This window comes from Agrobacterium sp. 5Ca39 (genome assembly GCF_055382365.1).
Genome location: NZ_AP026436.1, coordinates 2,023,870 through 2,038,866 on the forward strand (window position 1 = coordinate 2,023,870; position 14,997 = coordinate 2,038,866).

Consider the following 14,997-nt stretch of genomic DNA (forward strand, 5'->3'; position numbering starts at 1 on the left):
TTACTCCGCCGCCTGTTGCGCAACCGCGCTGTCGTTGCCAGCCTCACGCGCCGCGCTTGCAACCCGCTTTTCCCGCCGTCCGGCCAGATAATGCTGCACGGTACCGACGATGCCCTTGGGGAAGAACAGCGTGACAGCAATGAAGAGACCGCCGAGCGCAAACAGCCAGAACTCCGGGAACGCACCGGTGAAATAGCTCTTGCCGCCATTGACCAGCACCGCGCCGATGATCGGCCCGATCAGCGTGCCGCGCCCGCCGACCGCCGTCCACACCACCACTTCGATGGAGTTGGCGGGCGAAAATTCGCCGGGATTGATGATGCCCACCTGCGGCACGAACAAGGCACCCGCAATGCCCGCCATCATCGCCGAAACGACGAAGGTAAAGAGCTTGATGTTTTCCACCCGGAAGCCGAGGAACCGCACCCGGCTTTCAGCATCCCGCACACCCACCAGCACCTTGCCGAACTTGGAATTGACGATGCCCGATGCGATCAAAAGCGAGAGCGCCAGCATCACCGCCGTCATGGCAAACAGCACGGCGCGGGTGCCATCAGCCTGCACGGAATACCCAAGAATATCCTTGAAATCGGTCAGGCCGTTATTGCCGCCGAAACCCATATCGTTGCGGAAGAAGGCAAGCAGCAGCGCATAGGTCATGGCCTGGGTAATGATCGAGAGATAGACACCGTTGACCCGCGAGCGGAAGGCGAACCAGCCGAAGACAAAGGCGAGCAGGCCCGGCACGACAAGCACCATCAGCGCCGCAAACCAGAACATGTCGAAGCCGTGCCAGAACCACGGCAGTTCCTTCCAGTTGAGGAACACCATGAAATCGGGCAGCACCGGATGGCCATAGACCCCGCGCGTGCCGATCTGCCGCATCAGATACATGCCCATGGCATAACCGCCGAGCGCAAAGAAGGCGGCGTGGCCGAGCGAGAGAATGCCGCAATAACCCCAGACCAGATCAAGCGCGAGCGCCAGCAGCGCATAGGCCAGATATTTGCCGAGCATCGACATGATATAGGTCGGGATGCGGAACGCGCTATCGGCTGGCAACAGCAGGTTGGAGGCGGGAACCAGCACGGCGATGGCAAGGATGATGCCGATGGCGATGGAAATGCGGCGATCGAGCGCGCGCAGGAGGAAGCCGGTAATCATGCTTCGATCGCCCTTCCCTTGAGTGCGAAGAGACCGCGCGGCCGCTTCTGGATGAACAGGATGATAAGAACGAGCACGAGGATCTTGCCGAGCACGGCGCCCACCGTCGGCTCAAGAAACTTGTTGAGCACGCCGAGCGACAGGGCGCCGACCAGCGTTCCCCAGAGATTGCCGACCCCGCCGAACACCACCACCATGAAACTGTCGATGATGTAGCTCTGGCCGAGATTGGGAGAGACATTGTCGATCTGCGACAGCGCGACGCCCGCAAGCCCGGCGACACCGGAACCGAGCGCGAAGGTGAAGGCATCCACCCAAGGCGTGCGAATGCCCATGGAAGACGCCATGCGGCGGTTCTGGGTCACGGCGCGCATCTGCAGGCCGAAGGCGGAGCGCTTCAGGAGAACCAGCAACGCGAAGAAGACGGAGAGCGAGAAACAGACGATCCACACCCGGTTCCAGGTGAAATTGAGATAACCGACGCTGAAGGAGCCGGACATCCAGCTCGGGCTGCCGACCTCCCGATTGGTGGGGCCGAAGATGGAGCGCACGCCCTGTTGCAGGATCAGCGAGATGCCCCAGGTGGCGAGCAACGTTTCCAGAGGTCGTCCATAGAGATAGCGGATGACACCGCGTTCCATGACGAGGCCGACGCAGGCCGTGACCAGAAAGGCGGCCGGCAGGGCAATCGCCAGCGACCAGTCGAACAGGCCGGGGAAATGGCTGCGGATCAACTCCTGCACCATGAAGGTGGAGTAGGCGCCGATCATCACCATTTCACCATGCGCCATGTTGATGATGCCCATGACGCCGAAGGTGATGGCAAGGCCGATGGCGGCGAGCAGCAGCACGGAACCAAGTGACAGGCCGTACCAGACATTCTGCGCGTAATCCCAGAAGGCAAGGGAACTCTCGATGCTGGAAATCGCCTCGTCCACATCCGGTTTCAGGCTCGGATCGACCGATGGCGTCGCCGCCATCAGAATGCTGATCGCATCGCGCCCGCCAAGCGCCTTGATGGTGGCGATCGCTTCTTTCTTCACCTCAAGGGGGCGGTCGGAGGAGAGCAGCGAGACAGCCCGCGCCTCCTCCATCCGGGTCCGCACCTCATTATCGGTTTCCTTGGCGATGGCCGCTTCCAGCAATTCGAGATTTTCGGCGCTTGGCGCTTTCAGGACGGCGTCAGCCGCTGCAAGCCGCACGGATTTTTCCGGGCTGAGCAACGTCAGCCCGCCCATCGCGGCGCGGATGACGCGGCGAAGATTATTGTTGACCCTGATCTTGGTAACGGTCGCCTTCGGCGCCGAGCCGGCGCTTTCACCCGTCAGCGGGTCGATCAGCGTGAAATCGGAACCTGCAGGCTTGGTCATGAAGACGAGATTGTCTGACTTGCGCACGTAGAGATCACCCGCCGCAAAAGCCTCCAGCGCCGGCACCACGCGCGCATCGCCAGTGGCGGCAATCTGCCCGATCAGCACTTCGGCCTGCTTGAAATCAGCCGTGCCGAGCTGGTCGATCAGCGCCTTTGGGTCGCTCTGCGCGAGGGACTGGGCGGCGATCCCCATGGTGAGCCAGAGGAAGATGGCTCCGAGAAAAGATCGGATCGTCATGTCGGGTTCCTTGGAGCGGCGATGTATTTTTGGCGAGGAGTATGCGGCTTACCCCCCTCTGCCCTGCCGGGCATCTCCCCCACAAGGAGGGAGATCGGCAAGATGCGCTCGCATCGCTCCATCTCAACGGAGGAGAAATGCGGGGCCTCGCCGCTTGCCGATCTCCCCACCTGTGGGGGAGATGCCCGGCAGGGCAGAGGGGGGCATGCTTGTTCAGTTTCCAATGATAAAACCGCCCCCACTAAGGGAGCGGCCCATCACAGCGCCCCCGCTAATCAGCTACCCTTACCGCCGCACTTACCCGTGGCCACGTTGAAGTTGCCGCAGGACATCGGCTTCCTCCAATCCGAGATCAGATCCTTCGAGTCCGGCAGATAATCCGACCATTCGTCACCCACCACCTGCGGTGTCTGCTGCACGATCTCAAACTGGCCATCGGCCTGGATTTCGCCGATCAGCACCGGCTTGGTGATGTGGTGGTTCGGCATGACGGTTGAATAACCGCCAGAGAGGTTCGGCACGGAAACGCCGATGATCGAGTCGAGAACCTTGTCCGTATCGGTCGTGCCGGCGGATTCCACGGCCTTAACCCAGGCGTTGAAACCGATATAGGCGGCTTCCATCGGGTCGTTGGTCACGCGCTTGTCGTTCTTGGTGAAGGCATGCCAGGTCTTGATGAACTCGGCATTGACTGGCGCATCGACGGACTGGAAGTAGTTCCAGGCGGCAAGGTGGCCGACCAGCGGCGCGGTATCGAGACCGGCGAGCTCTTCTTCACCCACCGAGAAGGCGACGACCGGAATGTCTTCGGCCTTGATGCCCTGGTTGGCCAGTTCCTTGTAGAAGGGCACGTTGGCGTCACCATTGATGGTGGAAACAACGGCGGTCTTCTTGCCGGCCGAGCCGAATTTCTTGATGTCGGACACGATCGTCTGCCAGTCGGAGTGACCGAACGGCGTGTAGTTGATCATGATGTCCTCTTCCTTGACGCCCTTCGACATCAGGTAGGCCTTCAGGATCTTGTTGGTGGTCTGCGGATAGACATAGTCCGTGCCGGCCAGAACCCAGCGCTCGACGCCCTCGGTATTGGCAAGGTAATCCACGGCCGGAATGGCCTGCTGGTTGGGGGCGGCACCCGTGTAGAAGATGTTGCGCGAGGATTCTTCACCCTCATACTGAACCGGGTAGAACAGGATCGAGTTCAGCTCTTCGAAAACAGGCAGAACGGATTTGCGCGAGGAGGACGTCCAGCAGCCGAAAACGGCGGCGACCTTGTCCTGCGAAATCAACTGGCGGGCCTTTTCGGCGAAAAGCGGCCAGTCGGAGGCCGGATCGACCACGACGGCTTCGAGCTTCTTGCCGAGAACGCCACCCTTTTTGTTCTGCTCATCGATGAGCATCAGCATGGCGTCTTTCAGCGTGGTTTCTGAAATGGCCATCGTACCGGAAAGAGAATGCAGCACGCCGACCTTAATCGTGTCATCGGCAGCGAAGGCGCCGTGGAAGGCGGTGGTGGACAGGATTGCGCCAAGCAGCGCGGCACTGAGCGTCTTGCGGAACATCATCGGAAGGACCCCTCTCCTTGTTGGCCTCTCGTGGAGGCTCAGCGGCATCTTCGGCCGCTGCTGGAGGGACTATCGATCTCGTAAGCGCGAAACCGTATACGTCAATTGACGTAGGCGGGGTGGCGAAAGGTGCAGGGGACGGAACTACCGGACAGAGCGGCCTATGTAGACCGAGAGGTCTCGGCTTGTTTCTTCTCCCCGCCGGGGAGAAGTCCGCGCAGCGGGATGAGGGGGCAAGGGTCGAGATATTGGGAGAGCCTGCCCCCTAATCCGACCCTTCTGGCTACCTTCTCCCCGCCGGGGAGAAGAAAGGCGCGGCAACGTTTCACATCAAGAATGCGGCTTGCGGTCGCTCTCTTCGTCCCGGATCGCCTCGTCATGATACCAGGAGCCAAAATCCACATGCGGCTCTCTCGCCTCGCGTTCGAGGTCGCTCAAGCCATTGGTACGGAACTTGGACGCGCCAGCGCGCCCGCCAACAGGGAATTGGTAGATCGTTGCCGTCTCACGATGAAAGCCAGTCGCCATTTCGGTCATCTCACTCTGTTTGCATCGAAGCACTTGGTCATGGAATCAAACCCGTGAAAGCCGGATTCGCTCCCTTTGATTAAAAAAAAATCACGTTGCGGAAAATATAGGCATAGACAGTGGTTTCGACAAGAAAAACCATTCCGAAAGCGCTGGTTTTTAGGGCAAATGCCAATCCCTCGCGCGCAATTGAATTTCCCGCATCGCAGCATCGCATGGGACTGCCGGGCGCCAGCTATCTATCAGGATTCAATGATGAAACTTGAGGGGTGATTTACCCTGTTGCGTCGCAACAGAAGCCCCTTTGCAGGAAATCCAGAGGCCCTGCGCCAATGGCCCCTGAAAGATTTTTCGAAAAAATCGCCGGATATCGCGAATCTGGCACGCGGCATGCATCTAAGGGGTCAGCCCTTGAACGCGAATGCGCTTCCGGTGGTGAAAGCCGCGGGAGGCCTCAAGGCTTCGCATTGTTACCTATGAGAGGTTCGTAATGACTAAGTTCAAACTCGAGTACATCTGGCTGGACGGATACAAGCCGGTCCCCAACCTGCGCGGCAAGACCCAGATCAAGGAATTCGATGAATTTCCGACACTCGAGCAGCTGCCGCTTTGGGGCTTTGATGGCTCCTCCACGCAGCAGGCCGAAGGCCACTCCTCCGATTGCGTGCTGAAGCCCGTCGCGATCTACCCGGATCCGGCCCGCTCCAACGGTGCGCTCGTCATGTGCGAAGTCATGATGCCCGATGGCGTCACCCCGCATCCGTCGAACAGCCGCGCAACCATCCTCGACGACGAAGATGCATGGTTCGGCTTCGAGCAGGAATACTTCTTCTACCAGGACGGCCGCCCGCTCGGCTTCCCGGAACAGGGCTACCCGGCTCCGCAGGGTCCTTACTACACGGGCGTCGGCTTCAAGAACGTCGGTTCGGTTGCCCGCGAAATCGTTGAAGAGCACCTTGATCTCTGCCTCGAAGCCGGCATCAACCACGAAGGCATCAACGCCGAAGTGGCCAAGGGCCAGTGGGAATTCCAGATTTTCGGCAAGGGCTCCAAGCGCGCCGCCGACCAGATCTGGATCGCTCGTTACCTGCTGCTGCGTCTTTGCGAACAGTACGGCATCGACGTCGAATTCCATTGCAAGCCGCTCGGCGACACCGACTGGAACGGTTCGGGCATGCACTGCAACTTCTCCACCAAGTACATGCGTGAAGTTGGCGGCAAGGAATATTTCGAAGCCCTCATGGCCGCTTTTGCCAAGAACTGGAAAGAGCACATCGACGTTTACGGTCCGGACAACCACCTTCGCCTGACCGGCAAGCACGAAACCGCTCCGTGGAACAAGTTCTCCTACGGCGTGGCAGACCGTGGCGCGTCGATCCGCGTTCCGCATTCCTTCGTCAACAACGGTTACAAGGGTTACCTCGAAGACCGTCGTCCGAACTCGCAGGGCTGCCCCTACCAGATCGCTTCCGTCGTTCTGAAGACGATCGCGGAAGTGCCGCTCGCAAAGTCGGCTGCTGCCTGATATCGAACTGATGGCGTCGCCCGAACCGGGCGACGCCATTTTTCTGTCCACCGAACGGACAGGTGACCTTTCGCCCGTCGCCACATGCGGCATAGTCATCCCGGCGCAGGCATCTGCGTGGTTTTGAGCGATGGCATCGCCGCTTCCTTGACCCGGACAGGGTTCGCCCCGGTGCCTCAAAGCAGGCCATGTGCTTTCGAGCAGAAAGGTGAACGATGGGCATTCTCGACAAATTTTCCCTCAAGAACCGCACCGCCATCATCACCGGCAGCGGCCGCGGCCTCGGTTTTGAAATCGCCAAAGCCTTTGCCGAAGCTGGCGCCCATGTCTGGCTGACCGGCCGCAATGCCGAGACGTTGCAACAGGCGGTCGACACGTTGCGCGAAGCGGGCGGAAAGGCGGATTATGCCGCCTTCGATATTGCCGATACCAGAGCCGGGGCGGCGCTGGTCCACCGCATCATGAGCGAACTCGGCCACCTCGATATTCTCGTCAACAATGTCGGCGCGCGCGACCGCCGCCCGCTGTCCGAGTTCAGCGATGAGGACGTGCTGGAATTGATCCGCACCGACCTCACCTCCTCCATTTCCCTGTCGCGCGATGCGGCGGAAGCCATGGCGGCAAAGACCTATGGCCGCATCATCACCATCACCTCCATTCTTGGCCATATCGTGCGGCCGGGCGATGCGATCTATCCCGTCGCCAAACAGGGGCTGACGGGCCTGATGCGGGCGATTGCCGTGGAATATGGCGCGCGCGGCATCACCAGCAACGCCATTGCGCCGGGCATGTTCGCCACCGAAACCAACGCCGCCCTTGCCGAAAATCCTGAGATGGTGGCCTTTGCCAAGCTTCGTGTACCGCTGGAGCGCTGGGGCAGACCGGACGAGATTGCCGGTGCGGCCCTGTTTCTGGCCAGCGACGCGGCCTCCTTCGTCAACGGCCATGTGCTGACGGTGGATGGCGGCATGTCGGTGCGCCTGTGAAAGGCCGCGGGCGGAAAGGCGCTCAATAGGCATGGCGGCACGGCAACGCATCATCCCCGTCAGGCGCGAATATAACCGCTGGGTCGCCAACCAGACGCTGGAAGATTATGCGTTGCGTTTTACCGCCAAAAGCGCCCGGCAATTTTCCTCCAACCGCATTTCCCACACCGCGATCGGCGCGATTTCCTTTCTGGCTTTGGAAGCCATCGGTGGAGCCATCACGCTTTCCTACGGCACCACCAACGCTTTTTACGCCATCCTTGTCGCCGCCGTGGCCATGCTCGCCGTCGGCCTTCCGATCAGCCGTTATGCCATCCGGCACGGCGTCGATATCGATCTGCTGACACGCGGCGCAAGCTTCGGTTACATCGGCTCCACCATCACCTCACTCATCTATGCCGCCTTCACCTTCATGCTCTTCGCCATCGAGGCGTCGATCATGTCCGGCGCGCTGGAACTGGCGCTCGGCATTCCATTGTGGATCGGCTACATCATCTCCGCCGTCATGGTCATTCCGCTCGTCACCCATGGCGTGCGGCTTATCAGCCGTTTCCAGATCATCACCCAGCCCTTCTGGATCGTCCTCAACATCCTGCCCTTCATCTTCATCGCCTTGATGGACTGGGAAAAATACGATCTCTGGCGCGCCTTTGCCGGCATTCACCATGCGTCCGGCCCGCCGGGCACCATCGCGGATTTCAATCTCGTGGAATTCGGCGCAGCCTCCGCCGTCATTCTGGCTTTGATGTCGCAAATCGGCGAACAGGTCGATTTCCTGCGCTTCCTGCCGGCCGAAGGCCAGAGTAGGCTTCGCCACCGCATAGCCGTCTTTCTCGCTGGTGCCGGTTGGGTCGTCGTGGGTGTGCCGAAGCTCTTGGCCGGTTCATTCCTTGTCGTGCTGACCTTCAGCTCCGGCGTTTCGGTCGATCGCGCCGCCGATCCGGCGCAAATGTATCTCACCGCCTTCGGTTATATGATCCCAAACCAGACGGCGGCAATGCTGCTGATGGTCGCTTTCGTGGTCGTCTCGCAGCTGAAGATCAACGTCATGAACGCCTATGCGGGGTCGCTCGCCTGGTCGAATTTCTTCTCCCGCCTCACCCACAGCCACCCCGGCCGCGTCGTCTGGCTGGTGTTCAATGTGGCGATTGCGCTGCTCTTGATGGAACTCGGCATCTACCGGCTGCTTGAGGAAACGCTCGGCATCTTCTCCATCATCGCCATGGCGTGGCTCTGCACCATCTCGGCCGATCTCTTCATCAACAAGCCGCTCGGCCTTGCCCCGCCGGGCATTGAGTTCAAGCGCGCCCATCTCTACGACATTAATCCCGTTGGCGTCGGCTCCATGGCGCTTTCCGCCACCATTGCGCTGATGGCGCATTTCGGCACCTTCGGCCCGCTCGCCGCCTCGCTCGCGCCCTATCTCACGCTCATCGTCGCCTTCATCGCCTCGCCGCTGATTGCCTGGGGGACCAAGGGCAAATTCTACCTTGCCCGCAAGCCGCGCCAGCAATGGCGCGAAGAAAGCAGCATCACCTGCTCCATCTGCGAGCATCCTTTCGAGCCTGAGGACATGGCCTGGTGCCCGGCCTATGCCGCGCCGATCTGTTCGCTCTGCTGCTCGCTGGACAGCCGCTGCCACGACATGTGCAAGCCGAAGGCGAAGCTGAACTATCAGGTCGCGACCGTCGCCAAAACCTTCCTGCCGAGGCAACTGGTGGCAAAGCTCGCCACCCGCCTCGGGCGCTACGGCATGGCGGCGGCGATTGCCGTCACCACAATCGGTGGCATTCTGGCCATGATCGCGCATCAGGTCGGCACGGCCTCGCCGGAAACGGCAGATGTGGTGAACCGCACCATCCTCATCGTGTTTTTCGTCTTCGCCGTCATTGCCGGCATCGTCTGCTGGTTCCTCGTCCTTGCCCATGACAGCCGGGTGGTGGCGGAAGAGGAATCCTCCCGCCAGAACACGCTGCTCTTGAAGGAAATCGCCGCCCACAAGAAGACAGATGCAGCCCTTCAGGACGCCAAGGAAACGGCGGAGGCCGCCAACCGCGCCAAGAGCCGTTATGTCGTGGGCCTCAGCCACGAGCTACGCACGCCGCTGAATGCCGTTCTCGGCTATGCCCAGATCCTCGAACGTGACGAGACCATTCCCCCTCCCCGGCAATCGGCGATCAAGGTCATCCGCCGCTCCGCCGACCACCTCTCGGGTCTGATCGACGGACTTCTCGATATTTCCAAGATCGAGGCGGGCCGCCTGCAGGTCTATTCCAACGAGATCAACATTCAGGATTTCCTCGACCAGATCGTCGATATGTTCCGCCCGCAGGCGCAGGCCAAGGGGCTGGAATTCCGCCACGACCGCTCGCCCGCTCTGCCGCAATATGTGCGAACCGATGAAAAGCGGCTGCGCCAGATCCTCGTGAACCTGCTTTCCAACGCCATCAAGTTCACCGATCATGGCGCCGTCACCTTCCATGTCGGTTATCGCAGCCAGGTGGCGAGCTTCACCGTGTCCGATACCGGCCGCGGCATTGCCGAAAAAGACCTCGCCCGCATCTACGAACCCTTCCAGCGTGGCGAGGCCGAAAGCGTGCGCCCGATGCCAGGCCTCGGCCTCGGCCTCACCATCACAAGGCTTCTGACAAATACGCTCGGCGGCGAAATTTCCGTTTCCAGCGAAAAGGACAAAGGCTCCACCTTCCGCGTGCGCCTCATGCTATCCGCCGTGCACCGGCCAAACACGGCGCCAGCGCCGGAAAAGACCATCCGCTCCTATTCCGGTCCACGCCGCACTATCGTCGTGGTCGATGACAACGAGGATCATCGCGAGTTGATGCGGCAGGTGCTTTCGCCGCTCGATTTCGTCGTGCTGACCGCGCAATCCGGCCCCGAATGTCTCACCCTTATCGAAGGGGTGAAGCCCGATCTTTTCCTTATCGATATTTCCATGCCCGGCATGACCGGCTGGCAGCTGGTGACGAAGCTGCGCGAGGCGGGCCAGACGGCCCCGCTCATCATGCTCTCGGCCAATATTGGCGACGGCACTGTCGCGGGCGCCGGCGATGACAATCACAACGACGCCATCGCCAAGCCGGTCGATATCCGCCACCTCTGCGACAGGCTCGCCGTGCATCTCGGGCTGAAATGGATTTACGATACCGATCTGCCCCCCGCACCGGAGCCGCAGCCGCCTGCCGAGATCGTCCATCCGGGAGCCATTCACATCCAGGATTTGCAGCGGCTGGGCGAAATAGGCTACATACGCGGCATCGAAGCGAAACTCGCCGATCTTGCCCGCAACACGGAAAACCTGCCCTTCACGCAGGAGCTCGGCGCCTATGTGCAGGCTTTCGATCTGGCCGGTTACGCGCATTTTCTCAAGCGGTTCGAAGACAGTGACAGGGGAGACCTCAAGGCATGAGCGCTCAGGCGGCGGCCCCGAGAGACATCGTATTGCTGGTGGATGACAGCCCGGAAGCGCTGGGATTCCTGACCGACGCGCTGGAACAGTCCGGCTTTTCCGCCCTCATCGCCACATCGGGACAGGCCGCGCTCAACATTGCCGAACGCATTACGCCCGATATCATCCTGCTCGACGCCGTCATGCCCACCATGGACGGTTTCGAAACCTGCCGCCGCCTGAAGGCCAATGCGGCGGTAGCGCAGGTGCCCGTCATTTTCATGACGGGACTGACCGAGACCGAACATGTGGTGCGGGCGCTGGACTCCGGCGGCGTCGATTATCTGACCAAGCCGATCAATATCGATGAGCTGCGCGCCCGCATCCGCGTGCATCTATCCAATGCCCGTTCCGCGCAGAGCGCGCGCGTGGCGCTTGACGCCGCCGGCCGACATCTGCTTGCCGTGCGCGCCAATGGAGCTATCCACTGGTCTACGCCGCAGGCAACGCGGCTCGTCAATGCTGCGACCGGCCGGGATGACGGCATGGAAATCGTCGTCAGCCATATCGGCCGCTGGCTTGGCGAAAGGGCGGCGTCGGAAACCGGTCGCGATGCACCGCTGACGATCACCCAAGCCGGACGCCCGGCCTTGCAGCTCTCCTTCCTCGGCGCGATGGGCCCGGATGAGCATCTGTTTCGCCTGACCGCCGCCAACGAAAAGTCAGATGACCATCTGCTGAAAGAGCATTTCGCGCTGACCACGCGGGAGTCAGAAGTGCTTTTGTGGATCGCCAAGGGCAAGTCCAACCGCGATATCGGCGATATTCTCGGCCTGTCCGCCCGGACGGTGAACAAGCATCTCGAACAGATCTACGTGAAGCTCGGCGTGGAGAACCGCGCCTCTGCCGCGGTCAAGGCGGCGCATATTCTGCATCAGGGGTGACGGCTCGCCAAATTATGGTAGGCTCTTCCGACACATTCTCGCTCAAATACGCAAATTCTGCTTGTTGAACGAGCGGTAACCCCTTGTTTCTTCTCCCCGCCGGGGAGAAGTCCGCGGCAGCGGGATGAGGGGGCAAGGGTAGCGATAAGACCGAGAGCTTGCCCCCTCATCCGGCCCTTCGGGCCACCTTCTCCCCGGCGGGGGAGAAGAAATAGGCGGCAACCACCTCCCAAAAAATCACCACCCCCTGCCCTGAACCCCAACACAGGAACGCACACCCATGAACCGTTTCATCATCCTCTCCGGTTGCTCCGGCGGCGGAAAATCCACGCTTCTCGCCGAGCTCGCCCGGCGCGGTTTCGCCACCGTGGAGGAACCCGGCCGCCGCATCGTCATCGAAGAAACCCGCGATGGCGGCAACGCTCTGCCGTGGATAGACCTCGAAGCCTTTGCGCGCCGCGCCATCGCTGTGGCGCTCGAAGACCGTCAGCATGCGCCAGAGCACGGCACCGTCTTCTTCGATCGCGGCCTGATCGACGCCGCCTCGGCTCTACGCGAGGTCAGCGGTGACCCCCTCATCGAAACGCTGCAACGCGAACATCGCTATAACAGGCTGGTCTTCCTTACCCCGCCCTGGCCGGAAATCTATCAGGCAGACACGGAGCGTCGGCATGATTTTGCCGCGGCCGTGGCCGAATACGACCGCCTCGTCAGGGATTATCAAGCTCTTGACTATGAAACCGTCGTCCTTCCGAAATCAGGCGTCGAAGAGCGTGCTGACTTCATTTTGGAGCGGCTGGACGGAGCGCAGCTGTCTCAGCGATTTTCCAGCAGCTGCGACACGGTCACGAACTCGAACCCGCGCTGACGCAGTCCATCGATGATCAGCGGCAAGGCCTGCCGTGAAGCCTCGCGGCTGCGATACATGACATGCATGATGATGATCGAGCCGTTTTTCGTGTGCTCGATAACGTGCTTCGCAAGAGCCGCTGCATCCTCGGCGATATCTGGATAGGATTCCGGCTCGACATCCCACATGATTGTTTTCCGGTCATGCCGGTATAGATACCACGGCAAGCCGAGCAGCTTCTTGCCATAGGGCGGGCGGAACATGATCTCACCTTTATGACCCGCAGTCCGAATGGCCGCATCGGTGCGCTCGATCTCGTCCCTGATCCGCGCGGACCCCATCAAGGCCATGTTGGAATGCGTATAGCTGTGGTTTCCAACCTGATGGCCATCGCTGACGATCATGCGGGCCTGCGGCAGGTTTTCTTCAGTTTCCTTGCCCGTCAGGAAAAAGGTCGCTTTGATCCCGCGTTCCCTCAGGATCGCCAGGACCTCAGGCGTGAAACGCACCGAGGGCCCGTCGTCAAACGTCAGGGCCACCACCGGCTTCGGCGTCTCGACCCTCGGAATGATCTCCCCGAACAATTGCGTCGTCCGGGATTTGCTGAAGAGATGAACGCCACCGAGCACCACCGCCAGCATGGCAAGACCAAGGATTAGAGACACCACCCGTTTCATCGCCATTGCCACCCCTCATTGCAGTTTTCGGGAGGTTTTGTCTCTCGCCTTATTGTCTCCAGTGTGGCGCCTGTCGCGCAAAAGAAAAGCCCGGCATTACTGCCGGGCTTCGATAGGGTGTCGCAAAAGGCTTAGCTGCCCTGCTGGATGTAGGTGAACTTGCCGTCCGGACCCTTCTTCCACTCGTACATGACATAGCCAGGAAGCTTCGGGTCACCCTTCTCGTCGAAGGAGATCTCGCCGAGCGCCGTCGGGAAGCTACCCTTCTTCAGCGCTTCGGCAACCTTTTCAGGCTCCACGGAACCGGCTGCCTTGGCAGCGCCGGCGATCGCCTGCAGGGCTGCATAGGAGTAGAGCGTATAGGCTTCCGGGTTGAAACCGGCGGCCTTGAACTTCTCTACCAGTTCCTTGTTTTCAGGGCGCAGTGTCGGATCAGGACCGAAGGTGTTGAGCGTGCCTTCGACGGCGTCGCCGGCGATGGAAGCCAGTTCGTTCGATACGATACCGTCGCCCGAGACGAGCTTGGCCTTCAGGCCCTGGTCAGCCGCCTGGCGGATGATGAGGCCGGCTTCGGTATGCAGGCCGCCCCAGTAGATGATGGAAACGCCGGCTTCCTTCATCTTGGAGATCAGCGCCGAGAAGTCCTTGTCGCCGACATTCACGCCTTCGTACATGGCTTCCTTCACGCCGGCGGCATTGGCTGCCTTCTTGGTTTCATCGGCAAGGCCCTGACCGTAAGGCGTCTTGTCGTGAATGATGGCGATCTTGGCGTCCTTGAAATGATCGGCAAGATACTTGCCGGCGATGCCGCCCTGCTGGTCGTCACGGCCGCAGGTGCGGAACGTGTTCCACAGACCGCGCTCGGTGAACACGGGGTTGGTCGCGGCAGGCGTGATTTCGAGAATGCCGTTTTCGGCGTAAACTTCGGACGCCGGAATGGAAACGCCGGAGTTGAAGTGACCGACAACGAATTTCACGCCGTCAGCGACGAATTTATTGGCGACCGAAATACCCTGCTTGGGGTCGGATACGTCGTCGCCCAGCACGATCTTGATCTGCTCGCCATTAATGCCGCCGGCGGCATTGATGTCTTTCGCAGCCTGTTCGGCACCCTTCTGGATCTGAGCGCCGAAAGCAGCGTTCGGGCCAGTCAGCGGTGCGCCGACGGCGATCACGACATCGGCCCAGGCCGAACCGCCAAACGCGACCATGGCGGTCAGCGCGACAGCGGAAAGAAGAGACTTCTTCATTACTTTACTCCCAGTTCCTTTGGATGGGTTGTTTGCGAGGACCTGTTCAGTACCCACCTTAACCGAACAGGAAACGTTCCACTCTGCCGAGTATTAGTGACCCCGGAAAATACCGGCTGTCAATTTTTCTTTTTATAGGAAAATGCCGACGTGCGGTCGTAGAGCCAATAGTAATTATTGACCATCTGGCTCGTCCGGCGCATGCGGAAACCGATGCTGGAAAAAACCAGAAGAAGAACGACGTCAAACACGTAGTAGAAGCCGTTGATGAACGGCCCATCGAACAGCGCGTGATGCAAAAACCGCATCACCACGCCCAGCGCGAGCGTGTAGATCACCACCCGCGTATAACCACCCCAGCCGTCGGCAACGGATTTGCCGGTGCGCCAAGCCGTCCAGAAACCCAGAAGAACAACCAACGCGCGCAGAACATACCGCACGCCGTTATCCGTCTCGAAAAAAAGGCCCTGCATCTCTTTCCCCATCAGTGCC

General features: G+C 60.5%; 12 protein-coding genes. 5 read left to right on the plus strand and 7 right to left on the minus strand.

Features of this window, described 5'->3' with window-relative positions:
• The 4 genes from urtC to ACZ47E_RS10125 all read right to left on the minus strand — a co-directional run bounded on the left by urtC (position 1) and on the right by ACZ47E_RS10125 (position 4,876).
• Positions 1-1,164, minus strand: coding sequence for an urea ABC transporter permease subunit UrtC (gene urtC / locus ACZ47E_RS10110; RefSeq protein ID WP_006699546.1), 1,164 nt, complete (start codon positions 1,162-1,164; stop codon positions 1-3).
• Complete coding sequence (urtB, locus tag ACZ47E_RS10115) at positions 1,161-2,774, minus strand: urea ABC transporter permease subunit UrtB (protein WP_006699545.1); 1,614 nt, start codon at positions 2,772-2,774, stop codon at positions 1,161-1,163. The genes urtC and urtB overlap by 4 nt, the downstream gene beginning before the upstream one ends.
• A gap of 275 nt (positions 2,775-3,049) precedes the next feature.
• Positions 3,050-4,339 (minus strand): urea ABC transporter substrate-binding protein, encoded by a 1,290-nt coding sequence (gene urtA / locus ACZ47E_RS10120; protein WP_004443324.1) that lies wholly within the window; start codon positions 4,337-4,339, stop codon positions 3,050-3,052.
• A 330-nt stretch (positions 4,340-4,669) separates the two neighbouring features.
• Complete coding sequence (locus ACZ47E_RS10125; protein ID WP_162719335.1) at positions 4,670-4,876, minus strand: DUF2735 domain-containing protein; 207 nt, start codon at positions 4,874-4,876, stop codon at positions 4,670-4,672.
• A 481-nt stretch (positions 4,877-5,357) separates the two neighbouring features.
• Between ACZ47E_RS10125 and ACZ47E_RS10130 the strand changes: the two genes are divergently transcribed.
• The 5 genes from ACZ47E_RS10130 (at position 5,358) to ACZ47E_RS10150 (ending at position 12,596) form a co-directional block, all read left to right on the plus strand.
• Positions 5,358-6,392: a glutamine synthetase beta-grasp domain-containing protein gene (locus ACZ47E_RS10130; RefSeq protein WP_006700347.1), complete on the plus strand. Its 1,035-nt coding sequence runs from the start codon at positions 5,358-5,360 to the stop codon at positions 6,390-6,392.
• Positions 6,393-6,607: 215 nt separating this feature from the next.
• Complete coding sequence (locus ACZ47E_RS10135) at positions 6,608-7,378, plus strand: SDR family oxidoreductase (RefSeq protein ID WP_072494778.1); 771 nt, start codon at positions 6,608-6,610, stop codon at positions 7,376-7,378.
• 31 nt (positions 7,379-7,409) lie between these two features.
• Entirely contained in the window at positions 7,410-10,805 is a 3,396-nt protein-coding gene (locus ACZ47E_RS10140) for a hybrid sensor histidine kinase/response regulator (RefSeq protein WP_278066976.1), read from the plus strand.
• The gene (locus tag ACZ47E_RS10145) at positions 10,802-11,728 is read left to right on the plus strand and encodes a response regulator transcription factor (protein WP_004443339.1); all 927 of its coding nucleotides are present in this window, start codon (positions 10,802-10,804) and stop codon (positions 11,726-11,728) included. Before ACZ47E_RS10140 ends, ACZ47E_RS10145 begins: the two co-directional genes overlap by 4 nt.
• A gap of 280 nt (positions 11,729-12,008) precedes the next feature.
• The gene (locus ACZ47E_RS10150; protein WP_278066977.1) at positions 12,009-12,596 is read left to right on the plus strand and encodes an AAA family ATPase; all 588 of its coding nucleotides are present in this window, start codon (positions 12,009-12,011) and stop codon (positions 12,594-12,596) included.
• On the opposite strand, the gene ACZ47E_RS10155 is transcribed toward ACZ47E_RS10150, so the two are convergent.
• From ACZ47E_RS10155 to ACZ47E_RS10165, 3 genes are all read right to left on the minus strand, one after another.
• Positions 12,545-13,261 carry a polysaccharide deacetylase family protein gene (locus ACZ47E_RS10155; protein ID WP_278066978.1) on the minus strand — a complete coding sequence of 239 codons (717 nt, stop codon included), beginning with the start codon at positions 13,259-13,261 and terminating at the stop codon, positions 12,545-12,547. The two genes, ACZ47E_RS10150 and ACZ47E_RS10155, sit on opposite strands and share 52 nt — an antisense overlap.
• Before the next feature lie 125 nt (positions 13,262-13,386).
• Complete coding sequence (locus ACZ47E_RS10160; protein WP_004443345.1) at positions 13,387-14,505, minus strand: branched-chain amino acid ABC transporter substrate-binding protein; 1,119 nt, start codon at positions 14,503-14,505, stop codon at positions 13,387-13,389.
• Between the two features lie 119 nt (positions 14,506-14,624).
• Positions 14,625-14,978: a DUF6867 family protein gene (locus ACZ47E_RS10165; RefSeq protein ID WP_004443347.1), complete on the minus strand. Its 354-nt coding sequence runs from the start codon at positions 14,976-14,978 to the stop codon at positions 14,625-14,627.
• Between the last annotated feature and the right edge of the window lie 19 nt (positions 14,979-14,997).

Bases quoted from the DNA above. Each gene is read 5' to 3' on its own strand.
- urtC (WP_006699546.1), bottom strand. From the start codon at position 1,164: ATGATTACCGGCTTCCTCCTGCGCGCGCTCGATCGCCGCATTTCCATC.
- urtB (WP_006699545.1), bottom strand. From the start codon at position 2,774: ATGACGATCCGATCTTTTCTCGGAGCCATCTTCCTCTGGCTCACCATG.
- urtA (WP_004443324.1), bottom strand. From the start codon at position 4,339: ATGATGTTCCGCAAGACGCTCAGTGCCGCGCTGCTTGGCGCAATCCTG.
- ACZ47E_RS10125 (WP_162719335.1), bottom strand. From the start codon at position 4,876: ATGACCGAAATGGCGACTGGCTTTCATCGTGAGACGGCAACGATCTAC.
- ACZ47E_RS10130 (WP_006700347.1), top strand. From the start codon at position 5,358: ATGACTAAGTTCAAACTCGAGTACATCTGGCTGGACGGATACAAGCCG.
- ACZ47E_RS10135 (WP_072494778.1), top strand. From the start codon at position 6,608: ATGGGCATTCTCGACAAATTTTCCCTCAAGAACCGCACCGCCATCATC.
- ACZ47E_RS10140 (WP_278066976.1), top strand. From the start codon at position 7,410: ATGGCGGCACGGCAACGCATCATCCCCGTCAGGCGCGAATATAACCGC.
- ACZ47E_RS10145 (WP_004443339.1), top strand. From the start codon at position 10,802: ATGAGCGCTCAGGCGGCGGCCCCGAGAGACATCGTATTGCTGGTGGAT.
- ACZ47E_RS10150 (WP_278066977.1), top strand. From the start codon at position 12,009: ATGAACCGTTTCATCATCCTCTCCGGTTGCTCCGGCGGCGGAAAATCC.
- ACZ47E_RS10155 (WP_278066978.1), bottom strand. From the start codon at position 13,261: ATGGCGATGAAACGGGTGGTGTCTCTAATCCTTGGTCTTGCCATGCTG.
- ACZ47E_RS10160 (WP_004443345.1), bottom strand. From the start codon at position 14,505: ATGAAGAAGTCTCTTCTTTCCGCTGTCGCGCTGACCGCCATGGTCGCG.
- ACZ47E_RS10165 (WP_004443347.1), bottom strand. From the start codon at position 14,978: ATGCAGGGCCTTTTTTTCGAGACGGATAACGGCGTGCGGTATGTTCTG.